21 protein-coding genes are annotated in these 19,891 nt (G+C 58.5%); 2 read left to right on the top strand and 19 right to left on the bottom strand.

Going from position 1 to position 19,891, the window contains the following annotated elements:
• Position 1 precedes the first annotated feature (1 nt).
• The 3 genes from ACQZ5Y_RS04510 to ACQZ5Y_RS04500 form a co-directional block, all read right to left on the bottom strand.
• Positions 2 to 1,240: an aminopeptidase gene (locus tag ACQZ5Y_RS04510; protein ID WP_003514657.1), complete on the bottom strand. Its 1,239-nt coding sequence runs from the start codon at positions 1,238 to 1,240 to the stop codon at positions 2 to 4.
• Between the two features lie 87 nt (positions 1,241 to 1,327).
• A complete protein-coding gene (ybaK, locus tag ACQZ5Y_RS04505) occupies positions 1,328 to 1,804 on the bottom strand; it encodes a Cys-tRNA(Pro) deacylase (RefSeq protein WP_111795057.1) in 477 nt (158 codons plus the stop codon).
• 12 nt (positions 1,805 to 1,816) lie between these two features.
• Positions 1,817 to 2,164, bottom strand: coding sequence for an ArsC family reductase (locus ACQZ5Y_RS04500; RefSeq protein ID WP_025592205.1), 348 nt, complete (start codon positions 2,162 to 2,164; stop codon positions 1,817 to 1,819).
• Between the two features lie 211 nt (positions 2,165 to 2,375).
• Between ACQZ5Y_RS04500 and ACQZ5Y_RS04495 the strand changes: the two genes are divergently transcribed.
• Positions 2,376 to 2,543, top strand: coding sequence for a hypothetical protein (locus ACQZ5Y_RS04495; protein WP_003503889.1), 168 nt, complete (start codon positions 2,376 to 2,378; stop codon positions 2,541 to 2,543).
• 60 nt (positions 2,544 to 2,603) lie between these two features.
• On the opposite strand, the gene ACQZ5Y_RS04490 is transcribed toward ACQZ5Y_RS04495, so the two are convergent.
• The 14 genes from ACQZ5Y_RS04490 to ACQZ5Y_RS04425 all read right to left on the bottom strand — a co-directional run bounded on the left by ACQZ5Y_RS04490 (position 2,604) and on the right by ACQZ5Y_RS04425 (position 16,927).
• Entirely contained in the window at positions 2,604 to 3,320 is a 717-nt protein-coding gene (locus tag ACQZ5Y_RS04490) for a 2'-5' RNA ligase family protein (RefSeq protein WP_174049132.1), read from the bottom strand.
• 104 nt (positions 3,321 to 3,424) lie between these two features.
• Positions 3,425 to 5,002 carry a glutamine-hydrolyzing GMP synthase gene (guaA, locus tag ACQZ5Y_RS04485; protein ID WP_003514664.1) on the bottom strand — a complete coding sequence of 526 codons (1,578 nt, stop codon included), beginning with the start codon at positions 5,000 to 5,002 and terminating at the stop codon, positions 3,425 to 3,427.
• An 82-nt stretch (positions 5,003 to 5,084) separates the two neighbouring features.
• Positions 5,085 to 5,723, bottom strand: a complete 639-nt coding sequence (locus ACQZ5Y_RS04480) for a 5'-methylthioadenosine/S-adenosylhomocysteine nucleosidase (RefSeq protein ID WP_174049133.1) — start codon at positions 5,721 to 5,723, stop codon at positions 5,085 to 5,087.
• A complete protein-coding gene (locus ACQZ5Y_RS04475; RefSeq protein WP_003514669.1) occupies positions 5,720 to 6,169 on the bottom strand; it encodes a PaaI family thioesterase in 450 nt (149 codons plus the stop codon). Before ACQZ5Y_RS04475 ends, ACQZ5Y_RS04480 begins: the two co-directional genes overlap by 4 nt.
• Before the next feature lie 80 nt (positions 6,170 to 6,249).
• Entirely contained in the window at positions 6,250 to 6,702 is a 453-nt protein-coding gene (locus ACQZ5Y_RS04470; RefSeq protein WP_003514671.1) for a TspO/MBR family protein, read from the bottom strand.
• 51 nt (positions 6,703 to 6,753) lie between these two features.
• On the bottom strand, positions 6,754 to 7,848 hold the full coding sequence (locus ACQZ5Y_RS04465) for a DUF1513 domain-containing protein (protein ID WP_174049134.1): 1,095 nt from the start codon (positions 7,846 to 7,848) through the stop codon (positions 6,754 to 6,756).
• A 4-nt stretch (positions 7,849 to 7,852) separates the two neighbouring features.
• Positions 7,853 to 8,974: an imelysin family protein gene (locus ACQZ5Y_RS04460; RefSeq protein WP_174049135.1), complete on the bottom strand. Its 1,122-nt coding sequence runs from the start codon at positions 8,972 to 8,974 to the stop codon at positions 7,853 to 7,855.
• Positions 8,974 to 10,506: a di-heme oxidoreductase family protein gene (locus ACQZ5Y_RS04455; protein ID WP_174049136.1), complete on the bottom strand. Its 1,533-nt coding sequence runs from the start codon at positions 10,504 to 10,506 to the stop codon at positions 8,974 to 8,976. Before ACQZ5Y_RS04455 ends, ACQZ5Y_RS04460 begins: the two co-directional genes overlap by 1 nt.
• Positions 10,507 to 10,547: 41 nt before the next feature.
• Entirely contained in the window at positions 10,548 to 11,825 is a 1,278-nt protein-coding gene (locus ACQZ5Y_RS04450) for an imelysin family protein (RefSeq protein ID WP_003514680.1), read from the bottom strand.
• 155 nt (positions 11,826 to 11,980) lie between these two features.
• Positions 11,981 to 13,270 (bottom strand): RsmB/NOP family class I SAM-dependent RNA methyltransferase, encoded by a 1,290-nt coding sequence (locus tag ACQZ5Y_RS04445; protein ID WP_112290956.1) that lies wholly within the window; start codon positions 13,268 to 13,270, stop codon positions 11,981 to 11,983.
• A 61-nt stretch (positions 13,271 to 13,331) separates the two neighbouring features.
• Positions 13,332 to 13,700 carry a septal ring lytic transglycosylase RlpA family protein gene (locus ACQZ5Y_RS04440; RefSeq protein WP_013635343.1) on the bottom strand — a complete coding sequence of 123 codons (369 nt, stop codon included), beginning with the start codon at positions 13,698 to 13,700 and terminating at the stop codon, positions 13,332 to 13,334.
• 427 nt (positions 13,701 to 14,127) lie between these two features.
• A complete protein-coding gene (locus ACQZ5Y_RS04435; protein WP_145166448.1) occupies positions 14,128 to 15,000 on the bottom strand; it encodes an SDR family oxidoreductase in 873 nt (290 codons plus the stop codon).
• A 3-nt stretch (positions 15,001 to 15,003) separates the two neighbouring features.
• Positions 15,004 to 16,155, bottom strand: coding sequence for a tRNA epoxyqueuosine(34) reductase QueG (gene queG, locus ACQZ5Y_RS04430; RefSeq protein WP_035252005.1), 1,152 nt, complete (start codon positions 16,153 to 16,155; stop codon positions 15,004 to 15,006).
• 79 nt (positions 16,156 to 16,234) lie between these two features.
• Positions 16,235 to 16,927: a glutathione S-transferase family protein gene (locus tag ACQZ5Y_RS04425; RefSeq protein WP_003514689.1), complete on the bottom strand. Its 693-nt coding sequence runs from the start codon at positions 16,925 to 16,927 to the stop codon at positions 16,235 to 16,237.
• A 157-nt stretch (positions 16,928 to 17,084) separates the two neighbouring features.
• On the opposite strand from ACQZ5Y_RS04425, the gene ACQZ5Y_RS04420 reads away from it, so the two are divergent.
• Positions 17,085 to 17,891 carry an undecaprenyl-diphosphate phosphatase gene (locus ACQZ5Y_RS04420; protein ID WP_174049137.1) on the top strand — a complete coding sequence of 269 codons (807 nt, stop codon included), beginning with the start codon at positions 17,085 to 17,087 and terminating at the stop codon, positions 17,889 to 17,891.
• A gap of 608 nt (positions 17,892 to 18,499) precedes the next feature.
• Here ACQZ5Y_RS04420 and ACQZ5Y_RS04415 read toward each other — a convergent pair.
• A complete protein-coding gene (locus ACQZ5Y_RS04415) occupies positions 18,500 to 19,480 on the bottom strand; it encodes a complex I NDUFA9 subunit family protein (RefSeq protein WP_174049138.1) in 981 nt (326 codons plus the stop codon).
• A gap of 121 nt (positions 19,481 to 19,601) precedes the next feature.
• Positions 19,602 to 19,889 carry a DUF1330 domain-containing protein gene (locus ACQZ5Y_RS04410; RefSeq protein ID WP_003514697.1) on the bottom strand — a complete coding sequence of 96 codons (288 nt, stop codon included), beginning with the start codon at positions 19,887 to 19,889 and terminating at the stop codon, positions 19,602 to 19,604.
• Positions 19,890 to 19,891 lie beyond the last annotated feature (2 nt).

Below are 19,891 nucleotides of genomic sequence, written 5' to 3'. Positions count from 1 at the left end.
CTCAGGCCCATTCGCCCTTGCGCATCACTGGAACTGTGGAGCCATCCGGCTTCACGCCATCGATATCCACCTTATCGGAACCGATCATCCAGTCGATGTGGATCAGGCTGGAATTGCCGCCTTGCGCCTTGATCTGATCCTGCGACAACGAAGCACCATCAACGAAGCATTTCGAATAGCATTGGCCGAGCGCAATGTGGCAGGAGGCGTTTTCGTCGAACAGCGTGTTGTAGAACAGGATGCCACTTGCCGAAATCGGCGAGGAATGCGGCACCAGTGCCACTTCACCCAGACGCCGCGCACCCTCGTCGGTATCGAGCACCTTGTTCAGCACGGCTTCGCCCTTCGAAGCCTTGGCTTCCACGATGCGGCCGCCTTCGAACTTCACCTGGATATCGTCTATCAGCGTTCCCTGATGTGAAAGCGGCTTGGTGCTGGACACGTAACCATCCACGCGCAGCGCATGCGGTGTGGTGAACACTTCTTCCGTCGGAATGTTCGGGTTGCAGGTCACACCGTTCTTGGCGGTTGAGGCGCCCCCATGCCATTCGTGGCCGTCCGCCAGGCCGATTTTCACGTCCGTGCCGGGACCGGTGAAATGCAGCGACGAGAAACGTTCACCGTTCAGCCATGCCGAACGCTTGGCGAGATTGGCGTTATGCTCCGCCCATGCCGCGACCGGATCGGCGAGATCTACCCGCGAAGCGGCGAAGATGGCGTCCGCGAGCTTGCGAACCGCTTCGTCTTCCGTCACACCGGGAAAGACCTGTTTTGCCCAGGACGGGTTTGGATAGGAGATGATGTTCCAGTTGATATCGAAGTTGGAAATCTTCTCAAGCGCCGGCTTATAGGCCGTGGAATTGGCCTTGTTGGCGCGCGCCACCTTGGCGGGATCCTGTTCGGCCAGCAGCATGGGGTTGTCACCGGCAATCGCAAGCCGCGCCGCGCCATTGGCATAGGCCTTGGCCATGCCGTCATAGAGCCAGCCGGAAGCCCGGTCGAAATTGGCGTCGCTGGCGTGGCGGTAGCGGGAAAGCGTGGTTTCTTCGTCGGAGTAGAAGGTGGTGACCAGCCCGCCGCCGGCAAGATAGGCGTGTTTGGTCAAAAACCGCACCAGCGGCAACGCCGCCAGCGGAGCGGTGATCACCAGATCCTGATCCTTCTGCAATTGCAGGCCGACCTTGACGGCGACTTCAGCCAGTTTCTCGAGTTTGACGGGATCGATGGGGGAAACAGTCATGATCTGCCTTCGTATATTTCAATCGGAGGCGCCGACCATAGCCCATTCGCTTCGAAAGCCAAATGCTTTCAAAGCTGTGTCGAGACGTCAATCGGCCACCAAAGGTGCGACAATGGCTTTCAGCGCCGCCTGCGCGTCGCCGGGGGAAAGCCTTACCTGCAAACCGCGCTGGCCACCATTCATGTAGACATAGGAATAGGTCATGGCCCCAGCCTCTATGGCGGTCGGAACCTGTTTCTTCTGTCCAAAAGGGCTGATGCCGCCCACATGATAACCCGTTGCCCGCTCCGCATCGGCGGGCTTCATCATGCTGGCAGATTTTCCCCCGAAGGCGGCGGCAAGCTTCTTCATGCTCACTTCCCGGTCGGACGGGACGACGACGCAGACCGGCTTGCCATCCAGCTCAGCCATCAGTGTTTTCAGAACCAGATGTGGCGGTTCGCCGATAGCTTCGGCCGCCTGCAGGCCGATCCGGTCGGCATTCGGGTCGTAGTCATAGGTAACTGTGGTGAAGTTCACACCGGCCTTGGTCAGCATCTGCGTAGCGCGGGTTGTCTTGGACATGGTGGCCTGCGCTCACGCAAAGAGGGACTGATAGGTTTCCGGCTTGAAGCCGACGGTTATCGTCTCCTTTGCCTCCAGCACCGGTCGCTTGATCATGGAGGGCTGCTCCAGCATCAGGCCAATGGCCTTTTCGCGGGTAAGATCGGCTTTCTGGCTATCGTCCAGTTTTTTGAAGGTAGTGCCGGCCCGGTTCAGAACCGTTTCCCAGCCCGCGGCATCGCACCATGTTTCGAGATGGGCCTGGTCGATACCTGCCGTCTTGTAGTCATGGAAAGAATAGTCGACACCGTTGGCTTCCAGCCAGCTTCTGGCCTTTTTCATCGTGTCGCAGTTCTTGATGCCGTAAATGGTGACCGTCATGTTACCTGCCTCTTTGTCTTGAACTTCCGGCATAACAAATAATGCGCCGTATTCAACCCGCAGCCTGAAGCACGGAATTCGAGCCATGCAAAAATGCAGTGTCTGACATCCAAACGAGCGCGAGCAAAGCTGCATGGCTTCCCTGCTACATCATGAGTTGTAGCAGAGGACAAAAATGCCCATTATCTGGGCATCAAAGATGGAGAGAAAAATGCGTCAGGTTGCAAAGACATCGCGTAACTTCTTTGGCGAAACTTTCGCCGTTCTTGGTGCCGCACTTTCGGTTTCGGCCGCTGTCCGCGCGCATCGCAAGCCGGCCCGCGCCGACCTCGAAGCGCTTGGCATCGACGGCAAGGCTTTCGACAAGGTTCAGCTCTAAGCTGATTATCGTTTGCAGCGAGGCGACATCGCCTCGCTCGTGCGTATATGTTGGCGGGCCTTAGCGTTCCGCCTGCTTTCGGTTCGGCCGTTTTCTCGGACCGATCAGTTTATCCGGTAAATGCAGCTGGCTTTCGAGCGGCTCATAACGATCTGCTTTTGCGGAGAGTGCGAAGCGTCCAAGGGACTCATGTCGCGTTTCGCCATTATGGCTAAAAACAAGCTCGAAATTACCCGCAAGCCAGCTATAGGGTTTTCCGGCCGGCATCGGCTCTATCTTCCCGCAGCCATAAATCATCGTGATATGCGGCGTGTAAGATGGTGCCGCGATATAGGGAAGGTTTGCCTGTCGAAGCGCGCGTTGCAGCAGCTTCACCAGAGCGTTGATCTCCGGCAGATCACCACCGTTTCGCAGCACCAGACTATTGCGATTGCCGAAAAGCGCGCTTGCGTCCAGGGTGACTGGAACAGGCCGCGCGTTTACCGCACCCATTGCCGCCTCCAGCCTGCTTGTCAGTCCGTGAGGGATTGTCTCGAAACATCCCAAACACAGCAGGGTTATGTGCAGAAGCTCGGCGGGATATGCCTCGCGGGTTGTCCGACCCTTGGCATGATGCGACGCATCGACAAAAATTCTTTCCGCCAATTGCCGTGGTGGCTTCAGCAGTAGCAGGAGCTTGTTTCGAAAGCGCGGATTGATGCGCCGTATTTTCTGCGGCTCCAGCCCATCAAAACAAAGCTGCCTTAAGGCTCTTTCGTCCGCCAACTCGCACTCCATGACGATGCTCCACAGCCTTATACCAAGGCCGGAAACCTATCATTGCGCGGTGATAAAATAAAGAACAAAAGAGGAACAAAAGGCGGAATTGCTCCGCCTTCGTTTTATTCCCACTCGATCGTGCCGGGCGGCTTGCTCGTCACGTCATAGACGACACGGTTGATGCCGCGGACTTCGTTGATGATGCGGGTCGCGGCGCGGCCGAGGAAATTCATGTCGTAGGGGTAGAAATCCGCCGTCATGCCATCCACGGACGTCACAGCGCGGAGCGCACAGACGAAGTCATAGGTGCGGTAGTCACCCATGACGCCCACGGTCTGCACCGGCAGCAGCACTGCGAAGGCCTGCCATATGGTGTCGTAAAGACCCGCCTTGCGGATTTCGTCGAGATAGATTGCATCTGCCTTGCGCAGAATATCGAGCTTCTCGCGGGTGACCGCACCGGGGCAACGGATCGCCAGACCCGGGCCGGGGAAGGGATGGCGCCCGATGAAGCTTTCCGGCAGGCCAAGTTCACGGCCAAGCGCACGCACCTCGTCCTTGAAGAGCTCGCGCAGCGGCTCCACCAGCTGCATGTTCATGCGCTCGGGAAGGCCACCGACATTGTGGTGGCTCTTGATGGTGACGGAAGGACCGCCGGAGAAGGAAACGCTCTCGATGACGTCAGGGTAAAGCGTGCCCTGCGCGAGGAAATTCGGAGCACCCTTGCCGTCTGCTGCGATCTTGGCAGCTTCCGCCTCGAAGACCTCGATGAACAAACGGCCGATAGTCTTGCGCTTCACTTCCGGGTCGGAGACGCCAGAAAGCTGGCCCAGGAACATGTCTGCGGCATCCACATGTACCAGCGGAATATTGTAATGGTCGCGGAACATGCCGACGACCTGCTCGCTTTCGCCAAGCCGCATCAGGCCATGATCAACGTAAACGCAGGTCAGCTGGTCACCGATCGCCTCATGGATGAGGATCGCCGCAACCGAGGAATCGACGCCGCCGGAGAGTGCGCAGAGCACGCGCCCGGTACCGACCTGATCGCGGATCTTGCGGATCATCTCGGCGCGATAGGCTGCCATCGTCCAATCGGATTTAAGACCGACGATCTTGTGCACGAAGTTGGAGAGCAGCTTGCCACCATCTGGCGTATGCACCACTTCCGGGTGGAACATGGTGGTGTAATAATGGCGTGTCTCGTCGGCAGCTATGGCGAAGGGTGCGTTCTCAGAGGTTGCGATAACCTCGAAACCCTCCGGCAGTTTCGTCACGCGGTCGCCGTGGCTCATCCAGACGGGATAGCTCTTGCCCTGTTCCCAGAAACCGTCGAACAGAGGGCTTGCCTTTTTGATGTCGATATCGGCGCGCCCGAATTCCGCCGCGTGACCGCCCTCGACAACGCCGCCAAGCTGGGTGCAGAGCGTCTGCTGGCCGTAGCAGATGCCGAGGATCGGAACCTTGCTGTCGAACACCGCCTGCGGCGCACGCGGGCTGCCTTCCGCCGTTACAGATGCGGGGCCGCCGGAGAAGATCACGCCCTTGGGCTGGAGCTTCTCAAACGCCTCTGCGGCATTCTGAAACGGGTGGATTTCGCAATAGACCCCGGCTTCGCGGATGCGGCGCGCAATCAGCTGCGTCACCTGGCTGCCGAAATCGATGATGAGAATGCTGTCGGGATGGGCTATCTGGGTCATGGCGAGCCTTTAAAGAAAATGGCGGCTTTAGGCAACCCGGAAGCGGGCATCTAACAGCGGAAATTTACTAAAATCGCGAGGTTCAAAGGGTGATCGCACCGTCTTCGATAGCGCGGCAAAGCCTGTCGACGGCGTCTGCGAGCTTTTCATCGATGATATCAAGGTATTCCGTCCAGTCGTCCACATGGTTCACATCTTCCCTGCCATCGGAAATACCGCGCAGGCCGATGAGCGGCACGCCGAAGCGCTGGCAGGCCCGTAGCACGGCATAGGTTTCCATTTCCACCATATCGGCATTGATCGACCCATAGGCGGCAGCAGAGACGACGTTGGCGCCCGTGGAAAGCCGCGCCTCGGCAATATCGGGTATGCGCAGGGGCAAGGCCACCTCGGCCGGCAGATCGAGAAACGGCGTGCGACCCTTTTCAAAACCGAAGGCTGAGGCATCCATGTCGCGATAGGCAACAGAAATAGCCTGATAGATGCCAGTCTGGTCGAGCGTCCGCGAGCCGGCGGAGCCGAGCGAAACGACAAGGTCAGGCAGATGACCCGCCGCATCGAGACCAGCAAGAATTGCCGTGACCGAAATCGCTGCCTCGACCGGGCCGACGCCGGTCATCAAGGGCGCGATGCGCGCCTGCAGGTGGGAGCCGTATTCGGCGGAAGCCGCCATGACGAAAAGAATGGATTTGTCCGCAACATGCAAAAGCCGGTAGCTCATCCGGTAATATCCTCGCGGCCCTTCACCACCATCATAGTGCCTGTCATGGAGGCGATGAGCTTCGCCGGCCCGTCGGAAAGGGCGTAAGCGCGGCCATCGGCAACGATCAGGTTGTTGCCCGGCTTGATGATTTCGCCACGAAACAGGAACCGCTCGCCGCGCCCGGGCGACATGAGGTTGACCTTGAACTCGATTGTCAGCAGCGAGGCTTCCGGTTCTATGATCGTATAGGCGGCATAGGTGCAGGCGGTATCCAGGCCGGCGGCAATGACACCGGCATGCAATATGCCGTGCTGCTGTGTCAGCTTTTCATGAAACGGCAGCTCGATTTCCACCAGACGGTGTTCGATGCGGCTTATCTGCGCACCGATTGCCTGCACCACACCCTGCCGCGCAAAGCTTCTTTCTATCCGCTGACGAAAATCGCCGGGATCCGTGATCTCCATTGGCTTACCTGCCTGCTTTTGTCCTCACCGCAAACTGACATGGCGTGTGGCGGCGGGCAAGGCAAGTGCCGCAGGAGCAATTAGTTCAGCACGGCGATGCTGGCATTCAGCAGCGTGGCAAAGGCGACCCAAAGGGCGTAGGGCACGAAAAGCCACATGGAGATGCGGTCACGACTATAGGTGAGCGCAATGAAAGCCAGAATGCAGATCAGCATCGGCACGATGATGACGAGCGCACCTGTCGGGCTTTGCATGCCGAAAAAGATAGGCGACCATAGGAAATTCAGCACCAACTGCGTGAACCAGAGACGCATGCGCGTGCCCGCCGGTCTCACGATCCATGTTCGCGCGCCTGCAATGCCGATCATCACGTAGAGCGTTGTCCAAACGGGGCCGAATATCCAGTTGGGCGGGTTGAAGGGCGGCTTCTGAAGCGACTGGTACCATTCGCCCGGCACGTTGTTGATGCCGATGAGCGCACCCAGCGCAACAACCACAACCACGAAAATGATATACACGGACAGGTTTTTCATGACGCCTCAAATGCTTTTTGGTCTTTTTTGTTCCAGTGCATTTTCAGTATTTTAGCCTGAAATACGCACGATATGCTGGTCCCACGCCACGTCGCTGCGAATAGCCTCGAAAAATCCGTCATAGGAAGAAACCGCAATGCCCTTTATGGCGGGGGCAACGCCCGCAGCCTCCCGCACGGTCGTCTCGGATACAACACGCCCGGTTTTCGCATCCAGCGTCACGGCCGCGTTGCCATTGGGTGAGGTCAGGCCCACCAGTCCATCGCGCCGGTTGACGGCGATGGCACCGACATAATTGGCAAGGCGCACCGTCGTTTGCTCTGGTAGATCGACGAAGGCAAGGTCCTCGCCCTTCGAGAAATGGCCAACAAGCGGCGGAAGATCGTTGCGCGGTCCCTCATATTGGCAGGCGAACCAGACACGCCCGTCATCGCCGAGATCGACATGGCGGGTGGAAAGCTGTCGTAACTGGTCTGGCATCGTATGTTTCTGGATCAACTGGCCGCTGGCGGCGTCCAGAAGCACGAGCGACGGCTGCATGCTGTCGACATTGAGTTTGGTTCGGCCGAAATCCGGGTGGGTCTCGATGCCGCCATTGGCGATCACGATCAGCCTGCCATCGTCGCTCACGGTCATGTCATGGGTGCCAATGCCGTGGGCGTCGTATTCACCGATGCGGGCAAATCCGTTGCGGGCATCGTAAAGCCCGATAACACCGCGATTGCCATCGAAGTCGTTTTCGCTGGCGTAGAGGATCGCACCGTCGGGAGAAAATTGTCCGTGGCCGTAGAAGTGGCGGTTTTCCGGCGTGTGCATCACGACAGGTTCGCGGCGTCGCGCGGGGTCAAAGGCCATGAAGAAGGTGCCGGGCCGGCGCGCAAAGGCCACTGTCATGCCGGTCGCACGGCTCGTTGCCATTCCATGGGCGCGGGCTGGGAGCGCAACGCGGTCGATGATCTCGCCGCGTTCGCTCACAGTCGCAATGCCGTAGGAACCGTCATGAGCGCGAAAAGCGGAAGCGAAGACAGCGTCGGCGCGTTCAAGCGCATGCAGCGAGCCGGGAGCGAGCGTCGCTAGGAACGGAATGCCCGCCGCCTTGATGAAGCTGCGCCTGTCTATCAGCGTCGGCTTTTTGCATGATATCACCGCCTCAGTCTCCGTCGGCGAAGGAAAAGCCGGAGCTGAGACCGATTGCGCCGCCATACTGGTCGTTGAGGCGGTAGATCAGGTCTTTGCCGTTCAGCAGCAGGTAATCCACCTTGGCGCGTTGCTGGTCGTCATCAAGGGCCTTTTCCACGTTGGTATCAATCGTTCCGGCAATGCGGATCATCGATTTGGCGATGAAATCGATGGAGTTGACGATGGAGCGCTGGTCGGGTGGCACGAGTTCGACCATATCGGCCGTGTGCAGGAGGGTTTGAACGGCCTTGATGTTTGCGGCAATGCTTTTCCACGTCAGGCCGGACCGCCAGTAGATCGCCGTGCGGGGAAACTTCGCCTTGTCCGGCCCCTTGTAGAACGTCTCTATGCGCTGGTCGCGGATTGCTTCGGCGCCGTGCACGAGAATGCCAAGCAGGGCAACCAGCGCCTCACGCTCATCGCGAAAAACGGGATTATTCGCGCCGGGCTGCGTCCAGTTTTTCTGCGCTCCATCAGGTGCGTTCCAGCTGTCGGAAAGCTCCGCCGCCACATTGGCAACGTTGCCGGCAATCGCCGCGCCATAACGGCAACGGAAATCGCCCTTCTTGTCGAACAGATCACCCGCTCCGGCGCCATAGAGCACGAATTCCAGCGCGCCTAGGCCCTGCACTGCGACACTCTTGCCCTTCAGGCTCTCGGCGCTGGTGACGCTTTCGTCCTTTTCTGCAAGGTAACGCTGTACCTGTTTCAGGCCAAGACCCTTCTTGTCTGGGTAATAGAGCACACGTTCGAAGCGGTTGTGCTCGATCACCGGACCGACCCGAACGATCTCGATGGTTGACCAACTGGAGACCGTATCGGCAAAGGCCGCTTTGGCCGCCTCATCCGTCGTTTTGGAAGGGGCGGCGCAGAACGCCTTCATGCTGCCTTCCAGCTTCTCTGCCGATTGCCGGAACTGGTCATAGCCGGGACGGATGAAACCGTTCACCGCTTTTTCCATCACGCCCCGTACCTGTACGGCGTCGAGCGGTGGCGGCGGCATCAGCTCCACATCCTGCGCCATTGCGGGCCGCATGCCCAAAAGCAGCAGCACGGAGATGAGACCGGGTATTTTTCGCATGGCATTTTTCATCAAAGGGACTCCAGAAAAGCCAGCAAAGCCTGCCGGTCGGATTTTTGCAAGGCGGCAAAGGCATCGCGCGCTTTTTGCGCTTCGCCGCCGTGCCATAATATCGCTTCTGTCAGGCTGCGCGCCCGCCCGTCATGCAGGTAAAAACCGTTGCCATTCACGCTTCGCGTCAGACCGATACCCCAGAGCGGCTGGGTTCGCCATTCCTGCCCGCTTGCTTCGCCCACCTGCTGGCCGTCGGCAAGCTCCTCTCCCATGTCGTGCAGCAAAAAATCCGAATAGGGCCAGATCAGCTGGAAAGACTGCATGGGGTCGGCAGCGTCACGGCGGGTGACGAATTTCGGTGTATGGCAGGATGTGCAGCCGGATGCGTAAAAAAGCTGCTTTCCCCGCAACACGGTGGGATCACCCACATCGCGGCGCTGCGGCACTGCAAGGTTTTCGGTGTAAAAGGTCACGAGATCGAGAATGGGGTCTGGCGCCTCCACTGGCCCAAGCCGTGGCTGCACGCCGGTCGGCATGGCAAGACAGTCTTTCTGAACGTCGGTGCAATCACCATAGGCGTTTTGTGCATCCGGCGTGGAAATGCCGATATCGTGGGAGAAGGCGCTGGCGCTCTGGTCGCGGACGCTGGCGTTCTGGGCTTTCCAGCCAAATCGGCCGAGCTTCACTTCGCCGGTCCGGTGATCCCGTACAAAAGCAGGGCGCCCGGAAATGCCGTCGCCATTTTTGTCATCCGGATCGGCGCCGGCCAGAATATCGGCATCGGCAATGGCCTCGATCAGCCCAAGCCCAAGGGTTGGCATTGCAATCCGCGCCGACAAAGTCGTATCGACGCCCAGGGGGCCATAGTGCAGGCCTGCCACGGCATAGTCTGGCTTGCGCAGCATCACCACCTCGCCGTCGGCCAGCCGCACGGGTTTCTCGATATAGGTGACGACAGGTTTGCCCTCTGCAGCGAGGCCGGGAATAGCCAGGTTCTGAAGCTGCCGGCCATAGGTCTCGTCGGGAAAATTCAACACCTCGTGGCGCGCAATCGCTGCCCGTTCCGCCTCGTTGCGGGCAGGCCGGGCCAGCCGCAGAAACAGGGAGACGGCATCTTCGCCGGCAAGTGGCGGTCGGCCTCTGCCGTCCTTCACATGGCAGGCCTGGCAGGATCGGGCGTTATAGAGCGGCCCTAACCCGTCCGAGGCTTGCGTGGAGGAGGGGGAAGACACCCAGAGCTTCTGGAACAGCGCATTGCCGAGCTTGAAATCCTGTTTTCGCTCAAACGGCATTGTTGCGGATGGATGCGAAAACGCGCCGCTATCGGCTTTATGGGTGCTGGTCGTTGCCCCGCCGGACATGGCCTCGAAGGGCTCCGGCATGGTAAAATCCATCGTCGGCGCAGTGACAGCTTGAACGCGGTTTTGGTCTTTTTCCGTCAGATCGTCACGAAGCGGCGCGGCAAGCACCATCGATGCCACAAGGCAGGCTGCCCCGGCGAAGAAGAACGGCTTGCGGATCCGCGGCAGCGACGAGTTCATGGAAAGCATGGGAATGGCGGGCCGCAGCGATCTGCGGCCCGCATTGGCTCTTATTTGAAGACGGCGTTCGGATTATCGAGGCTGGCGGAACCTTCAAGTTCGATCTTGCCGAGATCGAGTGCCGCAATCACGCGTTCGACGGTTTTCGTCTGGTCGAGAAGGCCGTCGATGGCAGCCTGAACCACGGCGTTGCCTTCCTTGTTGCCTTCGCCGATCATCTGGTCGTAGGCCTCGACCGTCTGGGCACGCTTTTCCATGGCATGCATGGCGTCGAGCGTCTTGTTCAGCTTCGCCGTCATCTCGTCGTTCAGCGCCTTGTCCTTGGCGCCGACCAGCTCCGACAGCGAGGCGCCGGTCATCTTCGTTCCATCCACACGGGTATATTCGCCGGTATAGGCAGATGCGATGCCGATGGCGTCGTTAAGATGCGAATTATAGGTATTGTCGGAGAAGCAATCATGCTCCTCTTCCGGATCGTGCAGCAGAAGGCCGAGCTTCATGCGCTCCCCTGCCAGCTCGCCATAGGAAAGAGAGCCCATGCCGGTGAGAATGGCGGTCAGGCCGGCTTTCGGGTCGGCTTCCACTGTCTTGGTGGCTTCGCCTTCCGGCGCCCAGGCGTCCACCATTTCCTGAAGATCCTTGATCAGCAGGGTGGAGGCGGACTTCAGGTAATCGGCGCGGCGGTCGCAATTGCCGTTCGTGCAATTCTTCTTGTCGTAGTCGGTATAGGGGCGGTTGCCCGCACCCGGTCCGGTGCCGTTCAGGTCCTGGCCCCAGAGCAGGAATTCGATGGCGTGGTAACCGGTCGTCACATTGGCTTCGACATCGCCCGCCTCGTGCAGGCTTTCGATCAGTTCGGGGGTGATCTTCGAGGTATCGACATCTTCGCCGCTGATCTTGATCTTCGGATTGGCGATGATGTTTGCGACGTAAAGCTCGTTCTCGTCGCTCTCGGTGCCGTAGGAACCGTCGACATAGTCGATCAGGCCTTCATCCAGCGGCCAGGCATTTACCTTGCCTTCCCAGGCGTCGACCACAGGGTTGCCGAAACGATAGACTTCCGATTGCTGGTAGGGAACGCGCGCCTTGATCCACGCTTCACGTGCAGCTTTCAGCGTTCCTTCGCTCGGTGTTGCGATCAGCGCGTCGATTGCCTTGTCCAGCGCCTTCGCCGTGGTCAGCGAATCCTCGTATTTCGCATGCGCGACGTCGGCGTAATGCTTGACGACAGCGGCGGCGTCGGTCGCAGCGCGGGCGGGAAGCGCGGTGAAGGTCGCGGATGCGGCCAGAAGCGCGAAAGACGCGCTGAGAATGGTTTTGCGGATCATGATCCCTCTCCTTGGGCAGGCGTGAAATAACTTCACGCTGCGGCAAGCGAGTTCTGACCCAATCGCAAACTTGTGTCAAATATTCTAGTTTAGAATGCTTTGAAACAAGCTACTCGGTATTTTTCGAAGTAAAATCAGCGCGTGCAAAACCTGTTTCACGCTTTGCGTTTCATTACGCAGAAGAAGAAACCATCCGTATCTGTAGTTGCAGGCGTCAGCGTCACTGTCTTGCCGTCAGAGGAATGCGGTTTGTTTGCATTGCCGCCAAAAGTCGTCTGCCAGCGATCCAGTGCCGAACCGATATAGAATTGCGGATTTTCTTCGCAGAAGCGCGTGACCTGCTGCTCGTTTTCCTCGGGCAGAACCGAGCAGGTGACATAAAGCAGCTCGCCGCCGGGGCGTACAAAACCCTTGGCCTGCGAAAGGGCCTCGCCCTGCTGCTGTACCCGTTCTTCCAGATTGCGTGTCGTCAGCCGCCATTTGGTGTCAGGCCGCCGGCGCCATGTTCCGGTGCCAGTGCAGGGGGCGTCCACCAGAACGCGATCGAATTTTTCATGAAACGGGACAAGTCCGGCTGCGCGGTCATGAACCTGCACATTGCGCGTGCCGGCTCGTTTCAGCCGCTCGATGATTGGCGCGAGGCGCTTGCGATCGGCGTCGAAGGCGTGAACCTGACCCTTGTTGTTCATGCTGGCGGCCATGGCCAGCGTCTTGCCGCCGCCACCGGCGCAATAATCGAGGATCTGTTCGCCTTCATGCGCGCCGGCAAGATCGGCAACGATCTGCGATCCCTCGTCCTGCACTTCGAACCAGCCTTTCTGGAAGGACAGTTCTGCGGTCACATTCGGCAGGCGGGAAGGGCCTTCGCCGGCGGGGATGCGGACACCCTGACGGGCTATATGAGTTGCTTCCGCACCGCTCTCTTCCAGCGCCTTCAGCACCTTGTCGCGAGTGGCCTTCAGCGTGTTGGCCCGCAGATCAAGTGTCGGGCGCTGGTTCAGCGCCTGCGCCTCGGCAAGCCAGCCCTCTCCAAACGCCTTCTCGAAGGATGCTTGAACCCATTCGGGAATGTCGCCCTGAATATGGGCTGGTGCATCGGCGAGAGAACGGGAGAGAAAGGCTTTCTGCTTTTCTTCATCAGGCGCGGCAGGGGCAAATTTGTCGCCGTCGAATTCCGCCGCAAGTTCCGAAAAGCTCTTGCCCCATTGGCGCAGCAGAACTGCATAACCAAGCGAGGCGGCGCTGTCGTCATCCATCAGCCAGGCGTGTGACAGTTTCATGCGCAGCGCGTCATAGACGATGTTGCCGATCGCGGCCCTGTCACCCGAACCTGCGAAACGATGGGCAAGTCCCCAGTCCTTCAGAGCATCGGCAACGGGACGCCTGCGTCCCTCAATATCCGCCAATACTTCGATTGCTCCGGCCAAACGCCCGCCCAAACGCATTGTCTACCTCATTTTGCTGATTAGCCCGGTTGGTAGACGCGAATGGCGGCAAGGGCAAGGCTCAATCGGCGCTGACGACCTCGTAGCATACCTTGGCGGTGCCGGAACTGATCATGCCGATGTTTTTGGCAGCGGCCTTGGAAAGATCGAGAACGCGACCCTTGATGAACGGACCGCGGTCATTGATGCGCACCACAACGGCCTTGCCGTTACGGGCATTGGTAACCTTGACCTTGGTGCCGAACCGCAGCGAGCGGTGAGCGGCGGTCATGTTGGCGGCGTTCATACGCTCGCCCGAAGCAGTCTTGGAGCTCAACGCATACCACGATGCCCCTCCACAACCATTTGCCGCATTCGCCTGAAGAGGCGCAATGATGGAACAGGCGGCTATAGTTGCGACGGTGAAAGTTATACGACGGATATTCAACAAACTGTGCTTCCCTGAAAATCGGCCCCGCGCCGATTGATTGTGCCCTTGCTAAACGGCCATTGTCTGGCCTGAACGCGTTTGAATGCGAGATTGTAGGGCGAGGGAAAAATGGCGAAAAAAAGCTGATCTCAAATCACGAAGTGTTACAGACTGTAACATTCGTGATCGTTAGCCGGAAAGGTGTCGTCGGTGCCTTATTGTTGAAAAGTGGAAAAAATGACGCAGAATCAATGCTCAATGGAAATGCTGTTACAAGTCACGCCTTCGTGAATCCAGTTCACGAAATGTGAGTGAAATATTTTTCTAATGGCTACGATTTTAGCGATTTTTGCATGGTTAATAAAAGCCAAATTGACTGAAAAACCACCAAAACCATCCTCGAAAACGGGTTTGGAAGGATTTTTCATCGCTTTTAAATGGGGGATTTTTAGCCCCGCCAGAGGCCGCTTTCCCACAATTGTGTCAGGGAGATTTTGTACTCCGGGAAGCTGAAATCGAAACCGAGGCCACGTATCCTGGCGTTGGAAACACGCTTGTTCTCGCCGTAGAAGGAGCGTGCCATCGGCGTCAGATCCGCGGTCTCGAATGCCTGTTCGGGCGGCGGCTCGAGGCCCATCAACGTGGCGGCGAAGCTCACCACATCCTGCGGCGGGGCGGGTTCGTCATCCGTCACGTTGAAGACGCCGCGTTCATTTCTCCGCGCCAGAAAGGCGTGGGCCGCACCAATATCCTCAACCCGGATGCGGTTGAACACCTGGTCTTTCTTTACCAGCCTGCGCGCCGTTCCCTTTTCGAAATTCATGAAACTATTGCGTCCGGGGCCGTAAATTCCCGAAAGGCGCAAGATGGCAAGCGGCACCCCCGCTTTTTCAGCAGCCGCAGCCCAGGCGGTTTCGGCAGCAACGCGTTCCACGGACCGGGCGGAAACCGGGCGGCACGGGGTTTCCTCATCCACCCATGCGCCGTCATGGTCGCCATAGACGCCAACGGTGGAAAGATAAGCGATCCATTCAAGCTTGGGCAGAAGCCGTTTCAGGTCGTCGCCCAAAAGCGCAAGCAGTGGATCTCCATCCTTCCCCGGCGCGATGGACTGCACGAGATGCGTGACATTGGCCATTGTGGCGATGAGATCGTCATTAAGATGGGCACCGTCGAACAGGAAGGGTGTCATGCCAGTTGCACAAAGGCTTGCGAACTTGTCTGTGCTGCGCGTGGTGCCCGATATCGTTGCAGCTTCAGTTTTCAGCGCGTTTGCGATGGCCTTGCCCGAATATCCTGCGCCGAAAATCATCACATGCATGGGTCACGCCTCTGCCAGTTGCCATTCCATTTCCGCCTCTGGATCAGGCTCCGGGGCGCGGCCGGCAGAGTATGCACGGAATTCCTCGCTGTCCATAAGCTGCGACAAAGCCCATGCGGCCATGCCGCGCACCTCCGGTGCCGGGTCTTTTTCGGCGAGAGACTTGCATTGCTGCACGAATTGCTGGTCGCGCGAGTTTCCAGCCGCTATCAGCACATTGCGGATGAAGCGGTTACGCCCGATGCGCTTGACTGGTGAGCCGCTGAAGAAGCTGCGGAAGGCAGCGTCGTCCAGCGTCAGCAGGAAGGCGATGGAAGGTTCCTTCAAATCCTCGCGCGCCTGCAGCTTCATCTCGGAGGCGCTGGCCGCGAATTTGTTCCAGGGACAGGCGGCAAGGCAATCGTCGCAGCCATAGATGCGGTTGCCTATCATCGGCCGGAACTCGTGCGGGATGACGCCTTTGTGCTCAATGGTGAGGTAGGAGATGCAGCGGCGGGCGTCTAGCTGGTAGGGGGCGGGGAAGGCGGCCGTCGGACAGGCATCGAGACAGGCGCGACAGGAGCCGCAATGGTCCTTCTCGGCCTCATCAAGACAAAGCTCGGCGGTGGTGAACATGCTGCCGAGAAACAGCCAGGAACCATGGGTGCGGCTGACCAGATTGGTGTGTTTGCCCTGCCAGCCGAGACCCGCGGCTGCGGCAAGCGGTTTTTCCATCACCGGCGCGGTGTCAACGAAGACCTTCACGTCCTCGCCGGCGCGCGCGGCAAAACGGGTGGCGATTTCTTTCAGTCGCCCTTTTATGACGTCGTGATAGTCGCGGTTGCGGGCATAGACCGAAATGGCTGCCTTGTCGGCTTTGGAAAGAACGCCGCGAGGATCTTCCTCAGGCCCGTAATTCAGCCCGAACATGACAATGGAGCGCACGTCGCCCCACAGCGTTTTCGGCTCGGCGCGACGGGCCTCGGTCTCCTCCATCCACGCCATCGTGCCATGATAGCCCTTATCCAGAAACTGCCTCAACCGTCCCGGTGCCAGCGGAATGCTGTCCGGCGCGGTGATACGACAGAGATCGAAGCCGAGCGAAAGCGCCTCCTGACGAACGAAGTCCGTCAGTTTGCGAGCGCGTATCCGCTGCTTGTCGCTGGCAACGTCGATGGTTGTTTCTCCTGCGGGTTACTCTGCGACATATATATGCGTAGCTACACGCCGCAGCAAATAACCGGGAGGCCGGAACTTAGAAATCCAGATCGGCGTAGTGAGAGGAGGGGGCAAGGCGCGGAATGCGCTCGCTGAGGAACGGCCGGAAGGACGGGCGCGATTTCAGCCGCTGATACCACTCCTTGGCAATGGGCGCTTCAAGCCAGTTGATTTCGCCGAGATAATCCAGCACCGAAACAGAAGCAGCCGCGGCCAGATCGGCATAACTCAATCGGTCGCCGGCGAGCCAAGTGCGCGAACCCGCCAGCCATTCCAGATATTTGATGTGCTGACGAACATTGTTACGCGCGGTGCGCAGAAGCTTGGAATCCGGGGGGCCACCACCCTGCGCCGCCGTCATCTGCAATTTATAAACCCGCTCCCGCACCAGCGGTCGGGTCACATCGTTTTCCATCTTCTGCAGGAACCACTCGGTCAAGCGGCGGATTTCCGCCCGCTGAAACGGGTCTTCCGCCAGCAATCGCCGGTCACGCTTCAAAACCCCGTGCGTTTCGTCGAGAAACTCGGCGAGCACGTAGGGACCGCTGAGAGAGCGCATATTGTCATCGAGATAGACCGGCAGGGTGCCCGCCGGATTCAGCGCCAGAAACTCCCGCCTTCTTTCCCACGGCTGCTCCTCCACGAGATCGGTCTGGAACCCGTATTCCGAAAGGATCAGACGAACGAACCGCGATGCGGTCGACATGGGAGAGTGATAGAGAGTTGGCATCGGTACTCAATTTTTACGATTGGTTGTCATGATCGACAATTGCCGGAAAACTTTTTCAGTTTCGCTTCATCAAGACGCTATAAGAGCTTGGCTACTTTAAAACAAGTTTAACGCAATTGCTTTCCATTCCCGCTTCCCCCTGAAAAAAGGATACCTCATGGGTGACCAATCGATCATCAGCGCGCTTTTGCTGGGCATTATCGAGGGTCTTACGGAGTTCATTCCCGTTTCCTCAACGGCGCATGTGCTGCTGGCCGGGCATTTTCTCGGCTTTAAATCGCCGGGCAACACCTTTGCCGTTCTCATTCAGCTCGGCGCGATCATTGCTATACTTCTTGTTTATTTTCAGAAGCTTGTGTCGATCGCCATGGCGATGCCAACAAGTCCCAAGGCGCGCCGCTTCGTGCTGGCCGTCGCTGTCGCCTTCCTGCCAGCGGCGGTGATCGGCGCTCTGGCGCATGACTTCATCAAGACGGTGCTATTCGAAACACCCATCCTCATCTGTATCGTGCTGGTTATAGGCGGCGTCATATTGCTGGCCGTCGACCGAATGCCGCTGAAGCCCAGATATACCGACATTATGGATTATCCGCCGTCGCTTGCCTTCAAGATCGGTCTGTTCCAGTGCCTTGCGATGGTTCCGGGCACCTCCCGGTCCGGCGCTACCATTGTTGGCGCGCTGTTGATGGGCACGGACAAGCGCTCCGCCGCCGAATTCTCGTTTTTCCTGGCGATGCCGACCATGCTCGGCGCGTTTGTGCTCGATCTCTACAAGAACCGCGATGCGCTGAGCTTCGATGACAGTGCGCTGATTGCCGTAGGCTTCATCGCCGCTTTCGTCTCCGGCCTGTTCGTCGTGCGCTCGCTGCTGGACTTCGTCTCGCGACGCGGTTTTGCACCCTTTGCCTGGTGGCGCATCGTCATCGGCTCGCTGGGTCTGGCGGCACTTCTGCTCTACCGTTGAGCCGAGCTTTAAAATAGCCGTTCGTGTCCAATGCACGGACAAAATAAAAAAGCGCCCCGGAGAATCCGGAGGCGCTTTTTTTATTTGAGACTTGTGAAAGCTGATCAGTTCGTGCTGATCGAAGCCGTTGCGCAAGGGTCGACACCGTAGGCGGGAGCGCAACCGCTCTTGCCCGCTGCAACCGTGCCCGGCGCCATGAAAGAACCCGCCAGAACCACCAAAGCCGCACACGCAAAAAAGAGTGCGATAGATCTGCCCATTTTATTATTGCCTTTCAGACGTTCGTTCGCGCGGATTACGCCGCCGTGTGTGAAGTGAGGGTTCTGGATATGTTAGGAATGTGGCCATTATCAATAAAGCGGCTTGCTGAATACCGGGTTAATGCGAAGTCTTTTCCACAGTTGCGCTTGTGCCACGCTTGGCTGTGGAGGCCACTTGGCCGTTAACTTTTACCCGGCTGTTCAAAACAGCTTCAGTCGATAGTGCACCTCCCCTGCAGTTGAGGGGGAAATGCGCCAATAGCGGTTTGGTTGCGATTGAATTGCGCAAAAACAAAAAGCGGGAATGGTTCCCGCTTTCGTTCAGATCGTTAATGCGCGACGGTAGGCTTATGCTGCTTTTCCGGCGTTCGAGAACTGTCCGTGCGGGCGATAGTGCACCATGTAGGACGGCAGGACGGAAGCAACGCGAACGGGCGTAATGCCGATGCCTTCCAAGGTCAGGCCGTTCTTTTCCGCGTCAGCGGAAACGACATTATCCTTTTTCAGCATGGTCACCTGATCGACAGTCAGCGGCGGCGTAATCAGCGGCACCAGCGAAGCGATTTTTCCGATCATTGAGGCGACGCCGAAAGGCAGGTTGACGAAAGGACGCTGACGGTAGGTTGCGGCAAGAACCGCCTCAAGACAGTCGCGGAACGTCATGACGTCCTGGCCACCCAGTTCATAGATGGCGCCGGGCTTCAGCTTGCCATCCACGTTGCGGGCAACGGCTTCTGCTACATCTTCGACATAGACCGGCTGAAACTTGGTTTTTCCGCCGCCGATCAGCGGCAGGAACGGCAGGCTGCGGGCCATCTTGGCGAATTTATTGAAGAAGTCGTCTTCCGGTCCAAAGATGATCGAAGGACGCAGGATTACGGCGCCGGGCAGAACGGAATGGATTGCTGCCTCGGCGCGGCCCTTTGTGCGGCCGTAGCCGGTCGACGAATTGGCATCGGCACCGATGGCGGAGATGTGCGTCAGCGTTGCACCGGCGTTGCGGGCTGCCTCGGCAATGGCTTTCGCGCCGAATTCCTGCACGGCGTCAAAGGTGTTGCGGCCGCTTTCGGCCAGAATGCCAACGCAATTGACCACGTGGTCGGCGTCTTCGATGGCTTTGACGATGGAGTCGCGATACCGCAGGTTCGCCTGGGCAAACGAGATCTGGCCGACATTGCCGAGCGGCTGCAGGAAACCAGCAAGATCGGGACGGCGCACGGCCACGCGGATGCGGTAACCGCGCTTGGCGAGCATCCGCACGACATGCCGCCCGACGAAACCCGAACCGCCGAAAACGGTGACGAGGGGTGGAAGGTTGGCCAAGGTCATGGGAGGCTCCTCAGAAGCTGTCGATAAAGCGTTTTTCAGTCTCTTAGCCCAAAGCCGTGCGCGCGTGAAGAGACGTTGTCACAAGGCCCGGGACTAGTTTCGGAAATGCGGTTGACGACCGTCAAATTCCTTCGACAATCATCATCTCCGCGTCGGCGACTTCCTGACGGATTTTGGCCGCCGCCTGGTATTCGGGCGAGTTGTAGCAATCGATCGCGTGCTGCACCGAGGGGAATTCGATGATGACGTTGCGTGCGCGTGCCTTGCCCTCAAGTTCGGTCAACGCACCGCCGCGGGCGAGAAAGTTGGCGCCGAACCGCTCGAAAGCGGGCTTCGCAGTCGACACGTAGTCCTTGTAGCGTTCGTTGTCGCGTACATCCACGCGCGCGATCCAGTAACCCTTTGCCATTT

The sequence above is a fragment of the Agrobacterium sp. A3-95 genome (genome assembly GCF_053521785.1).
This window is presented reverse-complemented; position numbering and strand designations above follow the sequence as displayed.